Origin of the sequence: Pseudomonas sp. D(2018) (assembly GCF_005502555.1) — a bacterium.
GTDB lineage: Bacteria > Pseudomonadota > Gammaproteobacteria > Pseudomonadales > Pseudomonadaceae > Metapseudomonas > Metapseudomonas resinovorans.
Map to the genome: position 1 here is coordinate 81,280 of NZ_SCOK01000020.1, position 19,307 is coordinate 100,586.

Below are 19,307 nucleotides of genomic sequence, written 5' to 3' on the forward strand. Positions count from 1 at the left end.
CAGGGCAGAAATCTGCAGTCCTAGTCTGCCTCTGGCTGCCGGCGGGGAGCTTGTTGCCCGTGCCAACCCCTTGTGTGCCTGTGCCACTTCTTTTGGCAGGCTGCCAACGCTTTGGAGAACGCGACAGAAAGCATAGACCCGGCGGGGGGAAGCTCAGGCAGGGGGAATGAGTGGTGGAATTGCATCGGGGGGGCAGCTGCGCTGCCCTTGGCGCTTGAAATGGCTCTGTCTGCATTACGTGTTGTAGGCAGCTGCATTGCCCGTAGGAGCTGGCTTGCCAGCGAATGGCGGCGTTTCGCTGGCAAGCCAGCTCCTACAAGTCTCTAGGCCCGAGGGTCAATCTCTTGCAACCGCTAACGCAGGCGTCGCGATTGAATTCACCCCTACAAGAGCCGCGAGGCCGTCAGGTCCCCGACTTCAACTTCGTCCAGGCACGGGTGCGGGCGCGTTCGGCGTTGCGCTCCAGCGGTATCAGGGTGAAGAGCGTGGCCTGGGCTTCGGCGGTGGGGTAGAGGTTGGGGTTGTTGCGGATTTCCGGGCTGACCAGGGCGGTGGCGTCCTTGTTCGGGTTCGGGTAACCGACGAAGTCACTGACCGGGGCGATCACCTGGGGCTGTAGCAGGTAGTTGATGAACGCATGGGCGTCCTCGGGGTTCTGCGCGCCCTTGGGAATGGCCAGCATGTCGAACCATACCGGTGCGCCTTCCTTGGGCAGGCGCATGTCCACCACCACCCCGTTGCCGGCTTCCTTGGCGCGGTTGGCCGCCTGGGAGAAGCTGCCGGAGTAGCCCACGGCCACGCAGATGTCACCGTTGGCGATATCGGCCATGTATTTGGAGGAGTGGAAGTAGGCGACGTTGGGGCGGATCTTCTGCAGCAGCGCGCCGGCCTTGTCGTAGTCCTTCGGCTCGTTGCTGTTGGGCGGCAGGCCCAGGTAGTGCAGGGCGATGGGCAGGATCTCCGACGGCGAGTCCAGCAGGGCGACGCCGCACTGCTTGAGCTTGGCGATGTTCTCTTCCTTGAAGATCAGGTCCCAGCTGTCCACCGGGGCGTTCTCGCCCAGGGCCGCCTTGACCTTGGTCGGGTTGAAGCCGATCAGCACCGTTCCGTACATGTAAGGCACGGCGAAGCGGTTGCCCGGGTCGTTGGCCTCGATCAGCTTCATCAGCTGCGGGTCCAGGTGGTTCCAGTTGGGCAGCTTGCTGCGGTCGAGCGGTTGGAACACGCCTGCCTCGATCTGCTTGGCGAGGAAGACGTTGGACGGCACCACCACGTCATAACCCGAATTGCCGGTGAGCAGCTTGGCTTCCAGGGCCTCGTTGGTGTCGAAGATGTCGTAGATCAGCTTGGCGCCGTTCTCCTTCTTGAAGGTGTCCAGGGTCTGCGGGGTGATGTAGTCGAACCAGTTGTAGACACGCAGGGTGCGCTCTTCGGCCAGGGAATGGGTGGCGAGCAGGCCGCACAAGGCGGCGCCCAGAAGGCGGGGGAGTGTGTGTTTGATCAATTGCGGCAACCTTTGGGTGAGCTGAGTTGGGCCTAAATCGATATCTATCCGTTCAGGTCGCAATTCTGTAAGCAAATGCCGCGCCATGTAGGTGGGAAGGCCGATATACATCGATAAAACCCCAAAAAGACTGGGCGCGAGGGGAAGCGGGGATTACCGGGCGTAACGGCCGATGGCACCGGGCTACCCAAGTGAGTTCAAACGAACCCCTACACGATCACCCGCACCAGTTGCCAGGCAGCGAAGCCCAGCAGAAAGACCCCGGCGGTGCGGTCGATCCATTGCATGGCGCCCACGCCCAGCCGATGGCGAATCGTGGAGACGCCAAGGCTCAAGGCCAGCCACCAGAGGGCGGAGCCGAAGAACACCCCCAGCACCATGACCAGGCCATCCGCTCCGGAAAGGGCCTCGCCGCCGGACAGCGTGGCGAAGATGGCGATGAAGGAAAGGATGGTCAGCGGGTTGCTGAGGGTCAGCACGAACACCGAGGCGAAGGCCGGCAGTGCGCGGGCCGGGTCGCCTGCGCTGGCGGCGCGCTTGGGTGGTGCGGCGCGCAGCATCTTCAGGCCCATCCAGGCCAGGAACAGGGCGCCAGCGAGGGCGAGTGGCGTGGAGAGCACGACGAAGACGCGGGTGATGGCGCCAATGCCGAAGGCCCCCAGCGCGCCGTAGCAGGCATCCGCCGCGGCCGCGCCCAGGCCGCTGATGAAGCCAATGCGCGCGCCGTGGCCCAGGGTGCGCTGGATGCACAGCAACCCGATGGGACCAACCGGGGCGGCGATGGACAGGCCGATCAGGACGGACTTGAGAAACAGCAGGGCTTCCATGCGCAGGCTCCGGAGGCAGTGGACATGGCGAATATTCTGCGCTGCACTGCCTGGAGCTTGAATGCAGGAACTACGGTAGTTTCGTCGGATCGCTTGAATATTTAACGAGATGAGGTGGGGAGGCCTGAAAAATATGGAGCTTGACGCAAAGTCCTGGAAAATCCTGCAAGTCGTGCAGCGCGAGGGGCGTATTTCCCTGACCGACCTGGCCTCGCGGGTAGCGCTGTCTCTGCCGGCCACCTCCGAGCGCCTCAAGCGCCTGGAAGAGGCCGGCGTGATCGAGGCCTACCGCGCTGCGGTTTCGGCGGAGAAGGCGGGCTACTCGGTCATGGCGCTGATCGGCATGACCACTCCGCAGCCGCAAAAGGCGCGGCTGATCGCCCAGCTGCAGCAAATGCCTGAAGTGCTGGAGTGCCTGCACGTCACCGGGCAGGACTCTTTCATCCTGCGCGTGGTCACCCGCGATATCCGCCACCTGGAACGGTTCGTCGGCAGCATCAACCACTTCGGCGAAACCCGAACCTCCATCGTGATGTCGGCACCCATTCCCCTACGCGGAGTAGAACCGCCGGATGGGTGACAAAACCGTGTAGGGGCGATTTCAATGGCTATGTCTGCGTTGGCTGTTGCGAGAGATTTGCCATCGGTCCAAGAACCTTGTAGGAGCTGGCTTGCCAGCGAAACGGGGCCATTCGCTGGCAAGCCAGCTCCTACGAGCAATGCAGCTGCCTGCAACACGTATTGCAGACATAGCCATTTCAATCGCCAAGGGCGGCGAAGCTGCCCCCCCGGTCATGAAGCCCGGACCTGCGGCCCGGTTGGCCAATGAACTCGCCCCCAAAGATGGAGCAATCCATCTTCTTGGCTCGAATGGCGGCAATCTGCCATACGGTCTCACTGCCCATTCCGAGTTTGTTTAGAATGCCTCCCGTTTTGCCGTCCGTTCTGGGGCGGCTCTTTCGAATGAAAGGTTCTTCATGCTCACCGGCAGCTACGACTACTCCCTTGTTCTCATTTCCCTGCTGGTGGCCATCCTGGCGTCCTACACGGCGCTGGACCTGGCTGGGCGGGTGGCCCGTAGCCAGGGACGTGGCGCGGTGCTGTGGATTGCAGGCGGTGCCATCGCCATGGGCATTGGAATCTGGTCCATGCACTTCATCGGCATGCTCGCCTTCAGCCTGCCCATTCCGCTGGGCTACGACCTGCCGTTGACCCTGCTGTCCCTGCTGATCGCCGTGCTGGTATCCGGTTTCGCCCTGTGGCTGGTGAGCCAACCCGAGCAGCCCGTCTGGCAGTTGCTCTGTGGCGCCGTGACCATGGGCGCTGGAATCAGCTCCATGCACTACCTGGGCATGCACGCCATGCGCATGGTGCCGGGAATCGACTACGACCCCGGCCTGTTCTACCTCTCCCTGGCCATCGCCGTTGCCGCCTCCGGTGCGGCGCTGTGGATCGCCTTCCGCCTGCGCCACGACGCCCCCTATGTGCGCCTGGCGCGGGCGGGGGCGGCCGTTGTGATGGGGGTGGCCATCGTCGGCATGCACTACACCGGTATGGCGGCGGCGAACTTCCCGCTGGGCAGCATCTGCGGCGCGGCCGTTGCCGGCCTCGACAGCCGCTGGCTGGCCAGCCTGGTGATAGTGGTCACCCTGGCGATCCTGGCCATCGCCCTGCTGACCTCGGTGCTGGATGCCCGCCTGGAGGCGCGCACCGCCCAGCTCGCCAGTTCCCTGGAGCGTGCCAACCAGGAGCTGACCCACCTGGCTCTGCACGACAACCTCACCAAGCTGCCCAACCGCACGTTGCTGGAGGACCGCATCGACCAGGCGATCCACAAGGTCAATCGCAATGGCGGATGCTTCGGCCTGCTGTTCATGGACCTGGATGGCTTCAAGCCGGTCAACGACGCCTTCGGCCACCATGTGGGCGACCTGTTGCTGCGGGACGTGGCCCAGCGTCTGCGCGAACACCTGCGCGCCGAGGACACCCTGGCGCGCATCGGCGGTGACGAATTCGTGCTGCTGGCCAGCCTCGGCGAGCCGAATGACGCAGTGACCCTTGCCAGCCAACTCGTCGCCCTTGTGGGCAGTGTCTTCGAGGTGGCTGGCCAGGAGCTGCGGGTGTCCACCAGCGTCGGCATCGCCCTCTATCCCGGCGATGGCGCCACCCGCGAAGAGCTGCTGATGAATGCTGACGCGGCCATGTACCACGCCAAGGGCGCGGGCAAGAACGGTTATAGCTTCTTTGAACAGTCGATGAACACCAACGCCCGCAACCAACTGCAGCTGCTCCACGACCTGCGCCAGGCGCTGGATGCCGGTGAGCTGGTGCTGCACTACCAGCCCAAGTTCGCGGCCGGTGACGGTCGCCGGGTGATCGGTGCCGAGGCGCTGCTGCGCTGGCAGCACCCACGCCGGGGTCTGCTGATGCCCGACCAGTTCATCGAACTGGCGGAGAAAACCGGCCTGATCATTCCCATCGGCAATTGGGTGTTGGACCAGGCCTGCCGGCAGATGAGCCAGTGGTACGCCGAAGGTCGACGCGACTGGCGCGTGGCGGTCAACCTGTCGGCCCTGCAGTTCTGTCATGCCGGGCTGATCGACAGTGTCCAGGCGGCCTTGGAGCGATATGCGCTGCCGGCCAACTGCCTGACCCTGGAGATCACCGAAACCACTGCCATGCAGGACGCCGACACCAGCCTGGGCATCCTCGGTCGATTGGCGGAAATGGGCGTGGACCTGTCCATCGACGACTTCGGCACCGGCTATTCCAGCCTGCTGTATCTCAAGCGCCTGCCGGCCAATGAGCTGAAGATCGACCGCGGATTCGTTCGCGACCTGGAGCGCGACAGCGATGACGCGGCGATCATTTCCGCCATCGTCGCACTCGGCCAGGCGCTGGACCTGCGCATCGTTGCCGAAGGGGTGGAGACCGAGTCCCAGCAGGCGTTCCTGACCGGCCTTGGCTGCGATTCGTTGCAGGGTTTCCTGTTCGGCAAGCCCGTTCCCGCGGATCAGTTCATGGTCGGGGTCGAGGCGCTGGCCTGAAGGAGGGCAGTGCATATGGCGAGCCGTTGCGCTAATTTCATACCCCCCGGGGTAATCGCCAGCAGAGACAGCCAATGACCAACGAAGTGGTGGCCGCCCATCAGGACGCCATGCTCAAGCGCCTGGCCCGCGTTGAAGGGCAGATTCGTGGCCTGCAGGCGATGATCCGCCGTGGCGATGACTGTGAAGCTATCGCCCAACAGTTCAGCGCCTCGCGCAAGGCGCTCGACCGTGCCTACCAGCAGATGCTGATGTGTCTGCTGGAAGAGGCCATGCTCGACCCGGAGCAGGATGCAGGCGACACCCTCGAGCGCGTTCGCGCCATCTTCACCAAGTACACCTGAGTTTTTCGTGGCGGCGTTAGCAGCCCGTCGCATAGGGTTTTGAGCGTCTGGATCACATACCCCTGGGGGTATATGATCACGCCACCTGAAGCCTTGTGGCCGTCGCGGCCAGGAGTCCCTATGACAATCGACTGGCTCTCTTTCACGCCCTGGAGCGCCCTGGCCGGTGGCGCGCTGATCGGCTTGTCCGCCAGCCTGTTCATCCTCGCCAATGGCCGCATCGCCGGCATCAGCGGCCTGCTCGGCAGCCTGCTCGAGCGCGCCGGTGATGGCCTGGGCGAGAAGGCCCTGTTCCTCCTCGGCCTGTTGTTGGCGCCGGTGCTCTGGACGGCAATCGCCGGGGCGCCGCAGGTGCGGATCGACGCGGGTTGGCTGGCGCTGCTGTCTGCCGGCCTGCTGGTGGGGGTGGGTACCCGCTACGGTTCCGGCTGCACCAGTGGCCACGGCGTCTGCGGACTGGCGCGCCTGTCGCCGCGCTCGCTGGTAGCGACCCTGGCCTTCATGGCGATGGGGTTCCTCACCACCTATGTGATGCGACACCTGATTGGAGGTGGCCTGTGAACAAGCTCAGTGCTTTTCTCGCCGGCCTGATATTCGGTCTGGGTCTGCTGCTCGCGGGCATGGCCGACCCGGCCAAAGTGCTTGCCTTCCTCGATCTGGCCGGCGCCTGGGACCCGTCCCTGGCCCTGGTGATGGCCGGTGCCATCGCCGTTGCGTTGCCGGCCTTCAGCCTTGCCAGGCGACTGCCGGAGTCCTGGCTGGGGCAGCCGATGCAACTGCCCGCCAAGCGTGGCCCTGATCGCCGGCTGATCGGCGGCAGCCTGCTGTTCGGTGCGGGCTGGGGCATCGCCGGCATCTGCCCGGGCCCGGCTGTGGTACTGCTGCTGACCGGCCATTGGCAGGCCTGGATGTTTTTCCTGGCCATGCTGGGCGGGATGCTCCTTTACGCAGGCCTGGACGGTGGGTACAGGCGGCTGAGCCTGAAACTAAGCTGAAGAAACCAGGATTGGAGCTCGCACTATGAAACCGCGTGTGGAAGCCTTCTTCGACCCGGCCACCTGTTCTTACAGCTACGTCGTCAGTGATCCGGCTAGCGGCCGCTGCGCCATCATCGACCCGGTGCTGGACTACTGCGCCGCCAGCGGTCGCACGTCCCATGCCGGGGCCGAGCGCATTGCCGCTTACGTGCGGGAGCAGGGCCTGACGGTCGATTGGCTGCTGGAAACCCACGTCCATGCCGATCACCTTTCGGCCGCGGCCTGGCTCAAGCAGGAACTCGGCGGGCGCCTCGCCATCGGTGGGCTGATTACCCAGGTGCAACAGCGCTTCGGCGCGCTGTTCAACGCCGGAAAGGACTTTGCCACCGACGGTCGCCAGTTCGACCGCCTGCTGCAGGACGGCGACCGTCTGGCCATCGGCGAGCTTGAGCTCCGCGCCCTCCATACGCCGGGCCATACCCCGGCCTGCATGACCTACCTGATCGGGGACGCCGCGTTTATCGGCGACACCCTGTTCATGCCCGACTACGGAACCGCCCGCTGCGATTTCCCAGGGGGCGACGCCCGTTCCCTGTACCGTTCCATCCAGCGCCTGTTCGCGCTGCCGGATAAAACCCGAGTGTTCCTCTGCCATGACTACAAGGCGCCGGGCCGCGACGAATACTGCTGCGAAACCACAGTGGCCGAGCAGCGCGCAGGAAACGTCCATGCCCACGAACGCATCGACGAGGACGCCTTCGTCGCCATGCGCACCACACGGGACGCCACCCTGGCCATGCCGGCGCTGATCCTGCCGGCGGTGCAGGTGAACATGCGCGCCGGCCAATTGCCGCCGGCCGAAGGCAATGGCATCCGCTACTTGAAGATTCCCCTCGATACGCTCTGAAACGTCAATTCCGCCTGCCCGACATCCCGCTATCACACGCACGTGCGCCCGCTACGGGGGCGCCCTCCGCTCACCGGAGCTGCGGCAATCCACCGCACGCAGGTTCGGCTTCCGGCCCTGAAACCCGGATGCTAGAGTCGCCGCCCATGAAAATCGCCCGCCAAGACCGCTCGCTGATTGCCTGGATGCTGTATGCCTGCGTCCTGTTCAATCTGTTCGCCTGTGGTTTGCACCACGGCCAGGCGATGGGGCTGGAGCTGAGCGGTCTGGGCGGGGCGTTCTGTTCCACCGTATCCGATGCCGGCCCGACCCTGGATGGCGACTTGAGCGGCAGTGCCAGCAGCGGCTGGACCGGCGCCTTCAAGTGTCCCGTTTGCGGCACCGTCACCCTCGGCATCGCTGCACTTTTCGTCCTGGCCTGGTTGCTGGGCGTTCGCGATGCCCGCCCCAGAACCACCGAGCCGCGCCGCAAGGTGCCGCCGCGCTATCTCTGGCCTTCGGCCAATCCCCGCGCTTCCCCCCTCTGCTGAGCCTTCCACCGGGCCACGCCCGGCTTCGCTGACCATAGCCCCGGTCCGGGACGCGGCGTGCTGCTGCGTGCCTGCTCCGACGGCGCCGAACGGATCGTCTCCAGGAAGTTTCTCAGCATGCGCTTCAAGCTCAGCCCCCTTGCCGCAGCCCTGCTGCTTGCGGCCCAACTGCCCGCGACCGCCTTTGCCGCGAGCGGCGACAGCACCGACATCAATGCCTCGGCCAGCCTCAGCTTTGGCGGCTTCGTCTCCGACCTTGGCTTTGCCCAGCACCAGATCACCCAGCTCTACTCGAGGGGATGAGTGTCCTGGTGAAAGAGGCGCGGGCCGCTATCCTGCATTGAGCAGGGTCCGCAATTGCAAAACGCATGCATGTCGAGATGGAAGTCGTTCTTATGGGTCAGGTTCGCCGACACCGCTCGCTGATCGCCTGGATGCTCTATGGTTGCGTCCTGTTCAGCGCCTTTGCCTGCGCCATCAGCCACGGCCAGATGACCGGCCTGCAGCTGAGTGGGGTAGGGGGGCTCTATTGCTCGGCCAACGAAAACGCCTTGCCCGGCCTGGATGAAGCCCCATCCGATCTGCCCAGCGGCAACCTGATGCCGATGCTCGACTGCCCGTTGTGCTCAGCCTTCACCCTCGCCGTCGGGCTGTTGTTCAGCCTGGGCTGGCTGCTGCGCCCGTCCCGAGTGCCGCAACCAGCGCCGGAACACCCTGGAAACACCCACCCGCGCTTCAACTGGCCCCCCGCCAACCCCCGAGCTCCCTAGCGGCGTCACGCCGACTTCCGCGCATTTGTCGCGCGGCGGTCGCCCGTGCCTGACCGGTCTGCAGACCGGATTACAACAACGCCAATACAAGACCTTAGGGAGTGCGCCATGCACAACGTCTCCATGCTCAGCCTGCTCGCCATTTCGGTGGCGCTGGCCAACTTCGCCCACGCCGAATCCGTGGAACTGGACAACACCCTGGTGCAAGGGGAGTACCGCAAAGACCCCACCGCCCCGACCATCGCCGAGAAGAAGGAAGAGTTTTCCCGCATCCCCGGCGGTGCCGGGGTGGTGGACGCGGAAACCTACAAGACCGGTCGCAGCAGCACCCTGCAGGACGCCCTGGGGATGGCGACCGGCGTATTCATTCAGCCGCGCTTCGGTGCCGAGGAGGCGCGCCTGTCGATCCGTGGCTCGGGCCTGCAACGCACCTTCCACGGTCGCGGCCTGCTGCTGATGCAGGACGGCGCGCCGGTGAACCTGGCCGACGGCAGCTTCGACTTCCAGACCATCGAGCCCCTGGCCACCGACCACATTGAAGTGCTGCGCGGCGCCAACGCCTGGCGCTACGGCGCAGCCAATCTGGGCGGCGCCATCAACTTCGTCAGCCCCACCGGCAAAACCGCTCCGCCAGTGACCCTGCGTGCCGAGGGCGGCAGCTTCGGCTATGAGCGCCTGTATGGCGCCTTCGCCCAGGACTTCGGCAACTGGGACGGCTTCGTCAGCCTCAACGGCTACAACCAGGACGGCTACCGCGACCATTCGCGGCAGGAGAACCAGCGCTACTTCGCCAACCTCGGCGGGCTGATCAACGAGGACCTGGCGACCCGTTTCTACTTCACCCATGTGGAAACCGACTCCGATCTGCCGGGTAGCCTGACCAAGGCGCAGATGCGCCGCGATCCGGAGCAGGCGTCTACCAGCAGCATCACCGGGGACCAGCAGCGTGATTTCGACCTCAATCGCGTCGGCAACATCACCGCCCTGCAACTCGGCGGCGGCCACAGCCTGGAACTGGCCACCTTCTACAGCGAGAAGAGCCTGTTCCACCCGATCTTCCAGGTGCTCGACATCAACAGCGAGGACTACGGTGCACGCCTCTCGCACAAGTGGCAGAGCGACCAGGGCTGGCGCTGGACCGGCGGCGTGGAAACCAGCCATGGCCGCAACTGGGACTCGCGCTATGTGAACGTTGGTGGCGAGAAGGGCCGCAAGGTCAACGAACTGCACCAGACCGCACGCAACGTCAACGCCTTCGGCGAGCTGGAAATCCCCCTGGCCGAGCGCCTGGCGCTGATCGGCGGTGCGGCCTGGCTGCACCAGGAGCGCGACGTCGATGACCGCCTGCGCTGCAATGCCTTCGTGACCGCGGTGTGCGTGCGCCAGGATGAGTCTTTCAACAAGAGCTACATCGGCCGCCTCGGCCGGGTCGGCCTGCGCTATGAGCTGAACGAGGACGTGGTGCTGTTCACCAACTTCAGCCAGAGCTTCGAGCCGCCGACCTTCAGCGAGCTCACCGGTGGCCAGGTGATCACCGCCAACGATGCGCAGAAGGCCAATACCCTTGAGGCGGGCATGCGCTGGCAGCGTGATGACGTTGACCTCGACCTGGCCGTGTACCGCAGCGAAATCCGCGACGAACTGCTGGCACTCAACGACGGCAATGGCCAGCCGCTGGGCACCATCAACGCCGACCGCACCATCCACCAGGGCATAGAGCTGGGCGGCGCCTGGACCCTCGGTCAGTTCGTGCTGCGCGGCCAGTACCTGCTCAACGACTTCCGCTTCGACGACGACGATGTCTATGGCGACAACCGCCTGGCCGGCCTGCCGCGCCAGTTCATCAAGGGAGAGGCGCTGTGGCAGCGTGAAGGCTGGTACGCCGGCCCGACCTTCGAGTGGGTGCCTAACCACTACAACGTCGACCAGGCGGAAACCCTCTATGCCGATGGCTACGCCATCTGGGGCCTGAAGGGCGGCTACCGTCCGACCGAGGGCTTCGGCTTCTTCGTCGAGGGCCGCAATCTCTCGGACAAGACCTATGCCGCCACCACCGGCGTGATCGCCGATGCCCGGGGCCTGGACAGCGCCCAGTTCATGCCGGGCGATGGTCGTAGCGTGTACGTCGGCCTGGAGTGGCGGATGTGACGGCGGCGCTGGGAAGCCTCGCCCCCCAGCGCCTGACCTGGCGCCAGCGCGTGCTGCGGCTCATGCCGTGGCACCGGCGGCTGGCGCTGCTGGCCTGTGTCGGGGTGTTCTGCTGGGCGGCCACCGGCATGCTGCATCCGCTGATGAGCGCGCTGCAGCCAAGGCCCGCACAGGTGCTGCCGCCGCAAGCGCCGCTGGACCTGACGGGGCTGCGGGCGCCCGGGCCGCTACTCTCGGCAGCGGGCATCGCCGAGGTGGAAGGGCTGCGTCTGCTGGTACTGGACGGCCAGCCCTACTACCAAGCGCGCCTGCCCGGAGCGACGGAGCCCCGTTACTGGGATGCGCGCAGCGGGGTACCGGTGAACCTGGTGGCGCGCCATGCCGAACGACTCGCCGCCCACTACCTGGGCAGCGCTGAGGGGGTGGCCTACGGTGGCAGCCTGTCGTCCTTCAATGGTGAGTACGCTTTCATCAACCGCCTGCTACCGGCGGCGCGGGTGGATACCTCACGGGATGACGGCCTGCGTGTCTACCTGGACCTCTATCAGGACCGCCTGGGAACCCTGGTGGATGAGCGCAAGGCCTGGTTCAGCGTGCTCTTCCAGCAACTGCACACCTTTGCCTGGCTGAAGTCGGCGGGCTGGCTGCGCCCTGTGTTGATGCTGCTGATCCTGGCCTCTGTGGTGGCCACTGTGGTGTTGGGCGTCGGGCTGTTCTTCGCCCGGCAACGTGCCCGCACCCGGTTGCGCCGCGTGCATGGCTGGGTCGGCCTGGGCATTGCCCTGGCCAGCCTGAGCTTCGCCAGCAGCGGCGCCTGGCACTTGCTGCACAAGGTGGGCGCAGAGCCACTGCCCCCGGCATTTGGCCCGCGCTACCCGGTGCAGGCCCTCGGCGCCGCACCGGCAGCGGACTGGTTGCTTCCCGGGGAAGTCGCGATGAAGTTGGCACTGGTGAGCCTCGACGGGCGGCCGGTCTGGCGCCTGAACAGCCTGTTCGAGGTGCGCTTCCTGTCGTTGGACGGCCAGCCACTGGGCGATGACGCGGCCCAGCGCTACGCCGCGCAGCGTTTGGCCCACTACGCGGCGCAGATGGGGCTTGGCCAGCCGACCGGGGTTCAGGTGCAAACGCGGTTCGACCACGACTACGGCTTCGTCTTCAAGCGCCTGCCAGTGCTCAAGGCCAGCTACGCCGACGCGCACCACACCAGCCTCTATGTCGACCCGCTGGATGGCGCCCTGGCGTCACGGGTGCAGGACGCCGACCGCGCCGAGGGCGCCGCCTTCGCCTATCTGCACAAGTGGGACTACCTGAGTGCGCTGGGCAAGCCGGTGAAGGACGGCGCCCTTACCGCGCTGGCGGCCATCCACGTGTTGCTGGCCCTGCTGGGGCTCTGGCTGTTCGGCCGGGGGCGGCGGGCGTGAGCCTCGCGCTGGCGGCTCACGCCGACCTGTCGCCATTGGGGATGTACCTCAATGCCGGCCCGGTGGTGCAGGCCATCATGCTGTCACTGGTGGCGGCGTCGGTACTGGCCTGGACGGTCTGCCTGGCCAAGGTCTGGGAGCTGTTGCTGGAACGTCGGCGGCTGCGTCGTGACCTCGCGCTCCTGCGCCAGTCTGCACGCTTCGAGGACGCCTGGGAGCTGCTGGGCCGGAGCCCGGGGCTCGCCGGGGAACTGCTGGTGGAGGCCCGGGACGAACTGGAGCGCTCGGCAGCCCTGCCGGACCCGGCAGGGTTGCCCGGGCGTATCCGCCTGCGCCTGGACCGCTGCACCGAGGCCCGCGCCCGAGAGGTCGGTCAGGGCGTCGGTGTGCTGGCCACCATCGGCTCCACTGCGCCTTTCGTGGGGCTGATGGGCACCGTCTGGGGCATCATGAACAGCTTCATCGGCATCGCCGAATCCCAGGCCACCAACCTCGCGGTGGTGGCGCCAGGGATAGCTGAGGCTCTGCTCGCCACTGCCCTGGGTCTGGTGGCGGCAATCCCGGCGGTGGTCATCTACAACGCTCTGGTGCGCGGCATGGCGGGCCACAACGCCGCGATGATCGACATCTGCGCTTACGTACGGCTCCTGGCCGGGCGTGAGATCGATAGACGTCTGGCGGCGGAGACGGACGCCGTCGAAGGCCTGTTTGATGCGATCGGTGACCCCGTTGAAGCGACTGCCCGGGAGCGCGATACAGCGACTGGCTGAAGGGCGGTTTTCCTCCGATGTAAGGACTGGGCTTTCTCGCAGGGGCACATACCCTTGAGGTTAAGGCCCCAACTGCCCAAGGGCCGGGAGCAGCCCCTATGAGCAGTCGTGCGTTCTCCCGCGTTCGCCGCAATCGCCGTTGGCCACTGACAGGCGCCTGCCTCTGGCTGTTCCTGATGACCCTGCTGGGGGCCGAGTTGGCCGGTGGTGACCTGCGGGGCGCCTTCCCCGACGAGGGGCATGGCCAGGGCCAGGGCAGGGGACGGACGGAAAGGGGGCACGAGGGCACGGGCTTATAATGGCCGGTGCAGTACTTCCAGAGTTCAAGCACCCCCGCCATCCAGCTTTTCGCGCTCGTGCCAACTCTGACGGACGGTCGGGGCCTCGCGGCCCCCTGCCACCGGAGGAGAAAGGCGATTCGCCCGGCCACCCCGTTCGGCCAGCGGCAGTCCAGCGGTCCATTCATCCCGGAGCGCCCTTCGGGCCCCGCAGCCTCCACCCTTGCGACAAGGGTATTCGGCCTGGCGCCATTCTCCGTTCAGCGACCACCCGCCCCACCCAGGGCGGGTGCCTGACAGGAGCTGCAGTCATGAAAAGAACAATTGCGCTCTCCATCCCCGTATTGCTGCTTGCCGGCGCCCTGGTCTCCACGGCGTTGGCGGAGGACGATCTGCTGCGCTTCAAGGGCGGTATCGGTGTGTTGCCCCTGTCCAGCGGTCAGGGCACTGAAGCCATCGCCACCGTGGTCAACCGCAACATCGTGCGCGGGGTGCAACCGGCCGGGCAGATCTGGCTGATCCGCAGCTTTGATGCGCAGCTCAGTATTGCCGGGGCTTTCCGGGCAGAAGGTCGTGGACTGATCCTGGGTGGCGGCAACAACATCGGCAGGGCCACCGGGCAGTCCGTGTTCGCCACCCTGTTCTGCGGCAGCGTGGCGCCTTTCACGGAAAGCAGCACCGACCTGCTTGGTGTGCCGCTGGACGAGGAGGGTGACTTCAGGATCAACGATGTCTTCGACCCCGTGCCGCCGAACCCTTGCGACAGTCCGGTGCTGCTGATCCGCAATGCCGCCAATGCGAGCTGGTTCGCAGCGGGCATTCCGCGGAGCAACGACCGGGTGGATGAGCCTGACGACGAACCGCCGATGGGCGATGTGCCCATGCCGGTTACGCCCTGAGGTCTTGAGCGGCTGACCATCGCTGATGATCCAGCCTCCCGATATACTCGCCGGCATCTTCCCCAACCGATACGACAGGAGGGTGCCGTGGACTACCTCGGTGCGTTGCTGGCCATCTCCGGCGTACTGATGCTGAGCGTCGTCAGCCCCGGTCCCAATTTCGCCATCGTCACTTCCACGGCGACCCTGCGTTCCCGTCGTGCCGGCGTCGCCACCGGGCTGGGCCTGGCGGCTGCCTCCGCCACCTGGGCACTGCTGGCCGTGGCCGGCCTGGGGCTGATCGTGTCGCAGGTGGAATGGCTCTACCTTGGCATCAAACTGGCCGGTGCCGCCTACCTGATCTGGCTCGGCGGCCGGATGATCCTCGGCGCGCGCAAGCCCCCGGTTGCCACGCCTGATGCCCTCGAGTCCGGGGTTTTCGCTGCCGCCCGCAAGGGTTACCTGGTCAGCATGACCAATCCCAAGGCCCTGGCCTTCTACGGCAGTATTTTCGCCGTGATGGTCCCGGTCCATGCGCCGGTCTGGTTCCATGCAGCCATCGTCGTCATCGCCGCCGGATTCTCCGGCCTGTGGTACTGCAGCATGGCACTGCTCTTCTCCAGCCCCGCAGTACGCAGCGGCTTCATGCGCTTCAAGGCGGTGTTCGAGACTCTGATGGGCGTGTTCCTGCTGGGCTTGGGCGGACGGTTGCTGCTCAGTCGCTGAGCACCAGGGCGAGACGTGCAGTTCCGTAGGATGCGGTGGAGCGGAGCGATACCCATCAGAGCGTGTGTCGATGCGGCCGAAGGGCGAACCTGCGGTCCGCTTGGCGATTGAAATGGCTCTGTCTGCATTACGTGTTGCAAGCAGCTGCATTGCCCGTAGGTTCTTGGCCCAATGGTGAATCTCTCGCAACAGCTGACGCAGACATGGCGATTGAAATCACCTCCACAGGAAAGTCGAGTGCCCTGAGAAGGGGCATGCTGGCTACGTAGTATTACGTAGTCGTGCTTCGTAGTTGTGCGAATGTCTCCGCGGGCTCAAGGCGCCGATAGTGTCCGCTGCCCCTATCCGGGCATAAACAACAACAAAAGCCGCCGCAGGTAACCCCCAGCGGCAGGAGACAATTCAATGACTCAACTGGCTACTCGAATCGCCTGGTTCGCCGTTGCCCTGCTGGGCGCAGTTGCGCTTGGTACCGTGGCGCTGCGCCGGGGCGAAGCCATCAACGCCCTCTGGATCGTTACTGCTGCAACCGCGATCTACCTGATTGCCTACCGCTACTACAGCCTGTTCATCGCCAACAAGGTGATGCAACTGGACGCCTCCCGCGCAACACCTGCAGTGCTCAACAACGACGGTCTGGACTACGTTCCAACCAACAAGCACATCCTCTTCGGTCACCACTTCGCCGCCATCGCCGGCGCCGGCCCGCTGGTGGGCCCGGTACTCGCCGCTCAGATGGGCTACCTGCCCGGCACGCTCTGGCTGATCGCCGGTGTGGTCCTGGCCGGTGCGGTGCAGGACTTCATGGTGCTGTTCCTCTCCACCCGTCGTAACGGCCGTTCGCTGGGTGACATGGTTCGCGAGGAGATGGGCCGTATTCCGGGCACCATTGCCCTGTTCGGCTGCTTCCTGATCATGATCATCATCCTTGCGGTGCTGGCGCTGATCGTGGTGAAAGCCCTGGCCGAAAGCCCGTGGGGCATGTTCACCGTGATGGCGACCATCCCGATCGCGGTGTTCATGGGCGTCTACATGCGCTACATCCGCCCGGGTCGCATTGGCGAGATTTCCGCCATTGGCGTGGTGCTGCTGCTGGTGTCCATCTGGCTCGGCGGCATCGTGGCTGCCGACCCGGTGTGGGGCCCGGCCTTCACCTTCACCGGCGTGCAGATCACCTGGATGTTGATTGGTTACGGCTTCGTCGCTGCCGTGCTGCCGGTGTGGCTGATCCTCGCCCCGCGTGACTACCTGTCGACCTTCCTGAAAATCGGCACCATCGTTGGCCTGGCCATCGGCATCCTGGTTCTCGCGCCGGAGCTGAAAATGCCGGCCCTGACCCAGTTCGTCGACGGCACCGGCCCGGTGTGGAAGGGCACCCTGTTCCCGTTCCTGTTCATCACCATCGCCTGCGGCGCGGTATCCGGCTTCCACGCGCTGATCAGCTCCGGTACCACACCCAAGCTGCTGGCCAACGAAACCCACGCCCGCTACATCGGTTACGGCGGCATGCTGATGGAATCCTTCGTTGCCATCATGGCCATGGTCGCCGCCTCGGTGATCGAGCCGGGCGTGTACTTCGCCATGAACAGCCCGGCCGCCCTGGTAGGCAGCGACGTGCACACCGTTGCCGCCACCGTCAGCAGCTGGGGCTTTGCCATCACCCCGGAAGTGCTGCAGCAGACCGCCACCGACATCGGTGAGCACAGCATCCTGGCCCGTGCCGGCGGTGCGCCGACCCTGGCCGTGGGTATCGCGCAGATCCTTCACCAGGTGCTGCCGGGTGAAAACACCATGGCCTTCTGGTACCACTTCGCGATCCTCTTCGAAGCGCTGTTCATCCTGACTGCCGTGGATGCCGGTACCCGTGCCGGGCGCTTCATGCTGCAGGACCTGCTGGGCAACTTCGTACCGGCCCTGAAGAAGACCGAATCCTGGACCGCCAACGTCATCGCCACCGCCGGCTGCGTGGCCCTCTGGGGCTGGCTGCTGTACCAGGGCGTGATCGATCCGCTGGGTGGTATCAATACCCTTTGGCCGCTGTTCGGCATCTCCAACCAGATGCTGGCGGGTATTGCGCTGATGCTGGGCTGCGTGGTGCTGATCAAGATGAAGCGTCAGCGCTACGTCTGGGTCACCCTGGTGCCGGCCGTGTGGCTGCTGATCTGCACCACCACCGCAGGCCTGATCAAGCTGCTCGACCCGAACCCGGCCGTCGGCTTCCTGGCCCTGGCCCAGAAGTACAGCGATGCCGCCGCCGCCGGCCAGATCCTGGCTCCGGCCAAGGACATGGGCCAGATGCAGCACGTGATCTTCAACGCCTACACCAATGCCGGGTTGACCGTGCTGTTCCTCTTCGTGGTGATGAGCGTTCTGTTCTTCGCCATCAAGGTAGGGCGCGGTGCCTGGATGAAGACCGAGCGCACGGACAAGGAATCGCCCTTCCAGCCGATTCCGGACGCTTGAGGAGACCGCGAGCATGTTCAATGACCTCGGCCGCATGGGTAAGTACCTCGGGCAGGCCGCGCGCATGCTCGTGGGCATGCCCGACTACGACAACTATGTCGAGCACATGCAGAGCAAGCACCCGGACAAGCCGGTAATGAGCTACGAGGAATTCTTCCGCGAGCGGCAGGATGCCCGCTACGGCGGCGGCAAGGGACGGCCCATACGCTGCTGTTGAACCTTCGATGCGTTAACCTGAGCGCCACGCCTGTCGTGGCGCTTTTTACTTGTAGGAGCGAGCTTGCTCGCGAACGGTTTTGCCCGGGCTTTTCGCGAGCAAGCTCGCTCCTACGGGTTCGCTCCTGATTCCGAGGAAACCTCCGATGTCTGCCCATCTCCCCATTCCCGTCACCGTGCTCAGCGGCTTCCTTGGTGCCGGCAAGACCACCCTGCTGAAACGCATCCTCAAGGCCGATCACGGCCTGAAGATCGCCGTGATCGAAAACGAGTTCAGCGAGACACCCATCGACGGCCAGTTGCTGGGCGATGAACCGGTGCAGGTGATGACCCTCGCCAACGGCTGCGTCTGCTGCTCCATCCACGTCGAACTGGAGAAGGCGCTGTTCCTCCTGCTGGAGCAGCTGGATGCCGGCGAGCTGGCGTTCGACCGCCTGGTGATCGAATGCACCGGCCTGGCTGACCCGGCGCCGGTGGCGCAGACCTTCTTCGCCGATGAAGAGCTGTGCGAGCGCTATGTGCTGGACGGCATCATCACGTTGGTGGACGCGGTGAACGCTGAGCGCCACCTGCAGGAAACCATGGCCCAGGCCCAGGTGGGCTTTGCCGACCGTATCCTGGTGAGCAAGCGCGACCTGGTGGATGAGGCGCACTTCGATGCCCTCTGCCAGCGCCTCTCGCGCATCAACCGTCGCGCGCCGATTCGCGTGGTGGACCACGGCCGCATCGATCTCGCCGAGTTGCTCGACGTGCGTGGCTTCAACCTCAACGCCGATGTTGGCCCGGCAATGACCCTTCGTCCCCTCGTGCCGGCAGGTACGCCGGATCGCATCGGCACCTTGGTGTTGAAAAGCGAGCGGCCGCTCGACATCGACCAGCTCAGTGCCTTCATGGAGCAATTGCTGGAGGAGCATGGCAATTCCATGCTGCGCTACAAGGGCGTGCTGTCCATCGCCGGCGAAGAGCGCCGCCTGGTGTTCCAGGGCGTGCTGAGGCTCTATGGCTTCGACTGGGACAGCGAGTGGCAGGCTGGGGAAGCGCGCGAGAGCGTGATGGTCTTCATCGGCGACCAGTTGCCGGAAGAGCAGATTCGCGCGGGGTTCGAAGCGGCGCAGGTGTGATGCCAGCTCCGCGAGTGAGTCGGTCCGCTCGGATCGACGCGTAGGATGGTGTTGAGCGAAGCGATACCCATCAGTGGAAGCGATGGGTATCGCCGTTCACAGGCTTACCAGAGCGGCAGCACGTAGCTGAGGATCAGGCGGTTTTCGTCGATATCGCTACCGAAATTGGTGGAGCGCACCGTTGCGTTGCGCCATTTGACGCCGAAGTTCTTCAGCGGGCCTTCCTGGAAGACGTAGGCGATGTCCATGTTGCGTTCCCACTCCTTACCGTCTTCACGACCGGCACCCAGGTCGATGTTGTCGCCGGTCAGGTAGCGGGTCATGAAGGTCAGGCCGGGAATGCCGAGGCTGGCGAAGTTGTAGTCGTAACGGGCCTGCCA

General features: G+C 65.2%; 21 protein-coding genes. 18 read left to right on the forward strand and 3 right to left on the reverse strand.

The annotated features are described in order from the left end of the window. Nucleotides 1-403 precede the first annotated feature (403 nt). Nucleotides 404-1,477, reverse strand: coding sequence for a polyamine ABC transporter substrate-binding protein (locus FFS60_RS14915; protein ID WP_256658093.1), 1,074 nt, complete (start codon nucleotides 1,475-1,477; stop codon nucleotides 404-406). Nucleotides 1,478-1,713: 236 nt separating this feature from the next. Next, nucleotides 1,714-2,331, reverse strand: coding sequence for a LysE family translocator (locus FFS60_RS14920; protein WP_137822393.1), 618 nt, complete (start codon nucleotides 2,329-2,331; stop codon nucleotides 1,714-1,716). A gap of 133 nt (nucleotides 2,332-2,464) precedes the next feature. Between FFS60_RS14920 and FFS60_RS14925 the strand changes: the two genes are divergently transcribed. The 18 genes from FFS60_RS14925 to yjiA all read left to right on the forward strand — a co-directional run bounded on the left by FFS60_RS14925 (nucleotide 2,465) and on the right by yjiA (nucleotide 18,927). Continuing rightward, nucleotides 2,465-2,911 (forward strand): Lrp/AsnC family transcriptional regulator, encoded by a 447-nt coding sequence (locus FFS60_RS14925; RefSeq protein ID WP_028630100.1) that lies wholly within the window; start codon nucleotides 2,465-2,467, stop codon nucleotides 2,909-2,911. A 397-nt stretch (nucleotides 2,912-3,308) separates the two neighbouring features. Further along, nucleotides 3,309-5,378 (forward strand): bifunctional diguanylate cyclase/phosphodiesterase, encoded by a 2,070-nt coding sequence (locus FFS60_RS14930; protein ID WP_137822394.1) that lies wholly within the window; start codon nucleotides 3,309-3,311, stop codon nucleotides 5,376-5,378. 74 nt (nucleotides 5,379-5,452) lie between these two features. Then, a complete protein-coding gene (locus FFS60_RS14935; RefSeq protein WP_028630102.1) occupies nucleotides 5,453-5,722 on the forward strand; it encodes a metal-sensing transcriptional repressor in 270 nt (89 codons plus the stop codon). A gap of 120 nt (nucleotides 5,723-5,842) precedes the next feature. Beyond that, nucleotides 5,843-6,283, forward strand: a complete 441-nt coding sequence (locus FFS60_RS14940) for a YeeE/YedE family protein (RefSeq protein WP_137822395.1) — start codon at nucleotides 5,843-5,845, stop codon at nucleotides 6,281-6,283. Then, a complete protein-coding gene (locus tag FFS60_RS14945) occupies nucleotides 6,280-6,717 on the forward strand; it encodes a DUF6691 family protein (RefSeq protein ID WP_137822396.1) in 438 nt (145 codons plus the stop codon). Before FFS60_RS14940 ends, FFS60_RS14945 begins: the two co-directional genes overlap by 4 nt. Nucleotides 6,718-6,742: 25 nt before the next feature. Beyond that, complete coding sequence (locus FFS60_RS14950) at nucleotides 6,743-7,606, forward strand: MBL fold metallo-hydrolase (protein WP_137822397.1); 864 nt, start codon at nucleotides 6,743-6,745, stop codon at nucleotides 7,604-7,606. Between the two features lie 146 nt (nucleotides 7,607-7,752). After that, complete coding sequence (locus FFS60_RS14955; protein ID WP_137822398.1) at nucleotides 7,753-8,136, forward strand: DUF2946 domain-containing protein; 384 nt, start codon at nucleotides 7,753-7,755, stop codon at nucleotides 8,134-8,136. Between the two features lie 57 nt (nucleotides 8,137-8,193). Further along, complete coding sequence (locus tag FFS60_RS14960) at nucleotides 8,194-8,439, forward strand: hypothetical protein (protein ID WP_137822399.1); 246 nt, start codon at nucleotides 8,194-8,196, stop codon at nucleotides 8,437-8,439. Between the two features lie 77 nt (nucleotides 8,440-8,516). Further along, nucleotides 8,517-8,906, forward strand: coding sequence for a DUF2946 domain-containing protein (locus FFS60_RS14965; protein WP_256658090.1), 390 nt, complete (start codon nucleotides 8,517-8,519; stop codon nucleotides 8,904-8,906). 108 nt (nucleotides 8,907-9,014) lie between these two features. Then, nucleotides 9,015-11,054: a TonB-dependent receptor gene (locus FFS60_RS14970; protein ID WP_137822401.1), complete on the forward strand. Its 2,040-nt coding sequence runs from the start codon at nucleotides 9,015-9,017 to the stop codon at nucleotides 11,052-11,054. Further along, nucleotides 11,051-12,475: a PepSY domain-containing protein gene (locus FFS60_RS14975; RefSeq protein ID WP_137822402.1), complete on the forward strand. Its 1,425-nt coding sequence runs from the start codon at nucleotides 11,051-11,053 to the stop codon at nucleotides 12,473-12,475. Before FFS60_RS14970 ends, FFS60_RS14975 begins: the two co-directional genes overlap by 4 nt. Next, complete coding sequence (gene exbB, locus FFS60_RS14980) at nucleotides 12,472-13,245, forward strand: tonB-system energizer ExbB (RefSeq protein ID WP_137822403.1); 774 nt, start codon at nucleotides 12,472-12,474, stop codon at nucleotides 13,243-13,245. The genes FFS60_RS14975 and exbB overlap by 4 nt, the downstream gene beginning before the upstream one ends. A 98-nt stretch (nucleotides 13,246-13,343) precedes the next feature. Continuing rightward, nucleotides 13,344-13,544, forward strand: a complete 201-nt coding sequence (locus FFS60_RS14985; RefSeq protein ID WP_137822404.1) for a hypothetical protein — start codon at nucleotides 13,344-13,346, stop codon at nucleotides 13,542-13,544. Between the two features lie 290 nt (nucleotides 13,545-13,834). Beyond that, nucleotides 13,835-14,422, forward strand: coding sequence for a hypothetical protein (locus FFS60_RS14990; RefSeq protein ID WP_137822405.1), 588 nt, complete (start codon nucleotides 13,835-13,837; stop codon nucleotides 14,420-14,422). Between the two features lie 87 nt (nucleotides 14,423-14,509). Next, a complete protein-coding gene (locus FFS60_RS14995; protein ID WP_218570598.1) occupies nucleotides 14,510-15,127 on the forward strand; it encodes a LysE family translocator in 618 nt (205 codons plus the stop codon). 405 nt (nucleotides 15,128-15,532) lie between these two features. Further along, nucleotides 15,533-17,590 carry a carbon starvation CstA family protein gene (locus FFS60_RS15000; RefSeq protein WP_028630111.1) on the forward strand — a complete coding sequence of 686 codons (2,058 nt, stop codon included), beginning with the start codon at nucleotides 15,533-15,535 and terminating at the stop codon, nucleotides 17,588-17,590. Between the two features lie 13 nt (nucleotides 17,591-17,603). Further along, on the forward strand, nucleotides 17,604-17,807 hold the full coding sequence (locus FFS60_RS15005) for a YbdD/YjiX family protein (RefSeq protein WP_028630112.1): 204 nt from the start codon (nucleotides 17,604-17,606) through the stop codon (nucleotides 17,805-17,807). Nucleotides 17,808-17,952: 145 nt separating this feature from the next. Continuing rightward, complete coding sequence (gene yjiA / locus FFS60_RS15010) at nucleotides 17,953-18,927, forward strand: GTPase (protein ID WP_137822406.1); 975 nt, start codon at nucleotides 17,953-17,955, stop codon at nucleotides 18,925-18,927. 104 nt (nucleotides 18,928-19,031) lie between these two features. On the opposite strand, the gene FFS60_RS15015 is transcribed toward yjiA, so the two are convergent. Next, nucleotides 19,032-19,307, reverse strand: a 276-nt coding sequence (locus FFS60_RS15015) for an OprD family outer membrane porin (RefSeq protein ID WP_137822407.1), incomplete at its 5' end; no start/stop codon positions are given.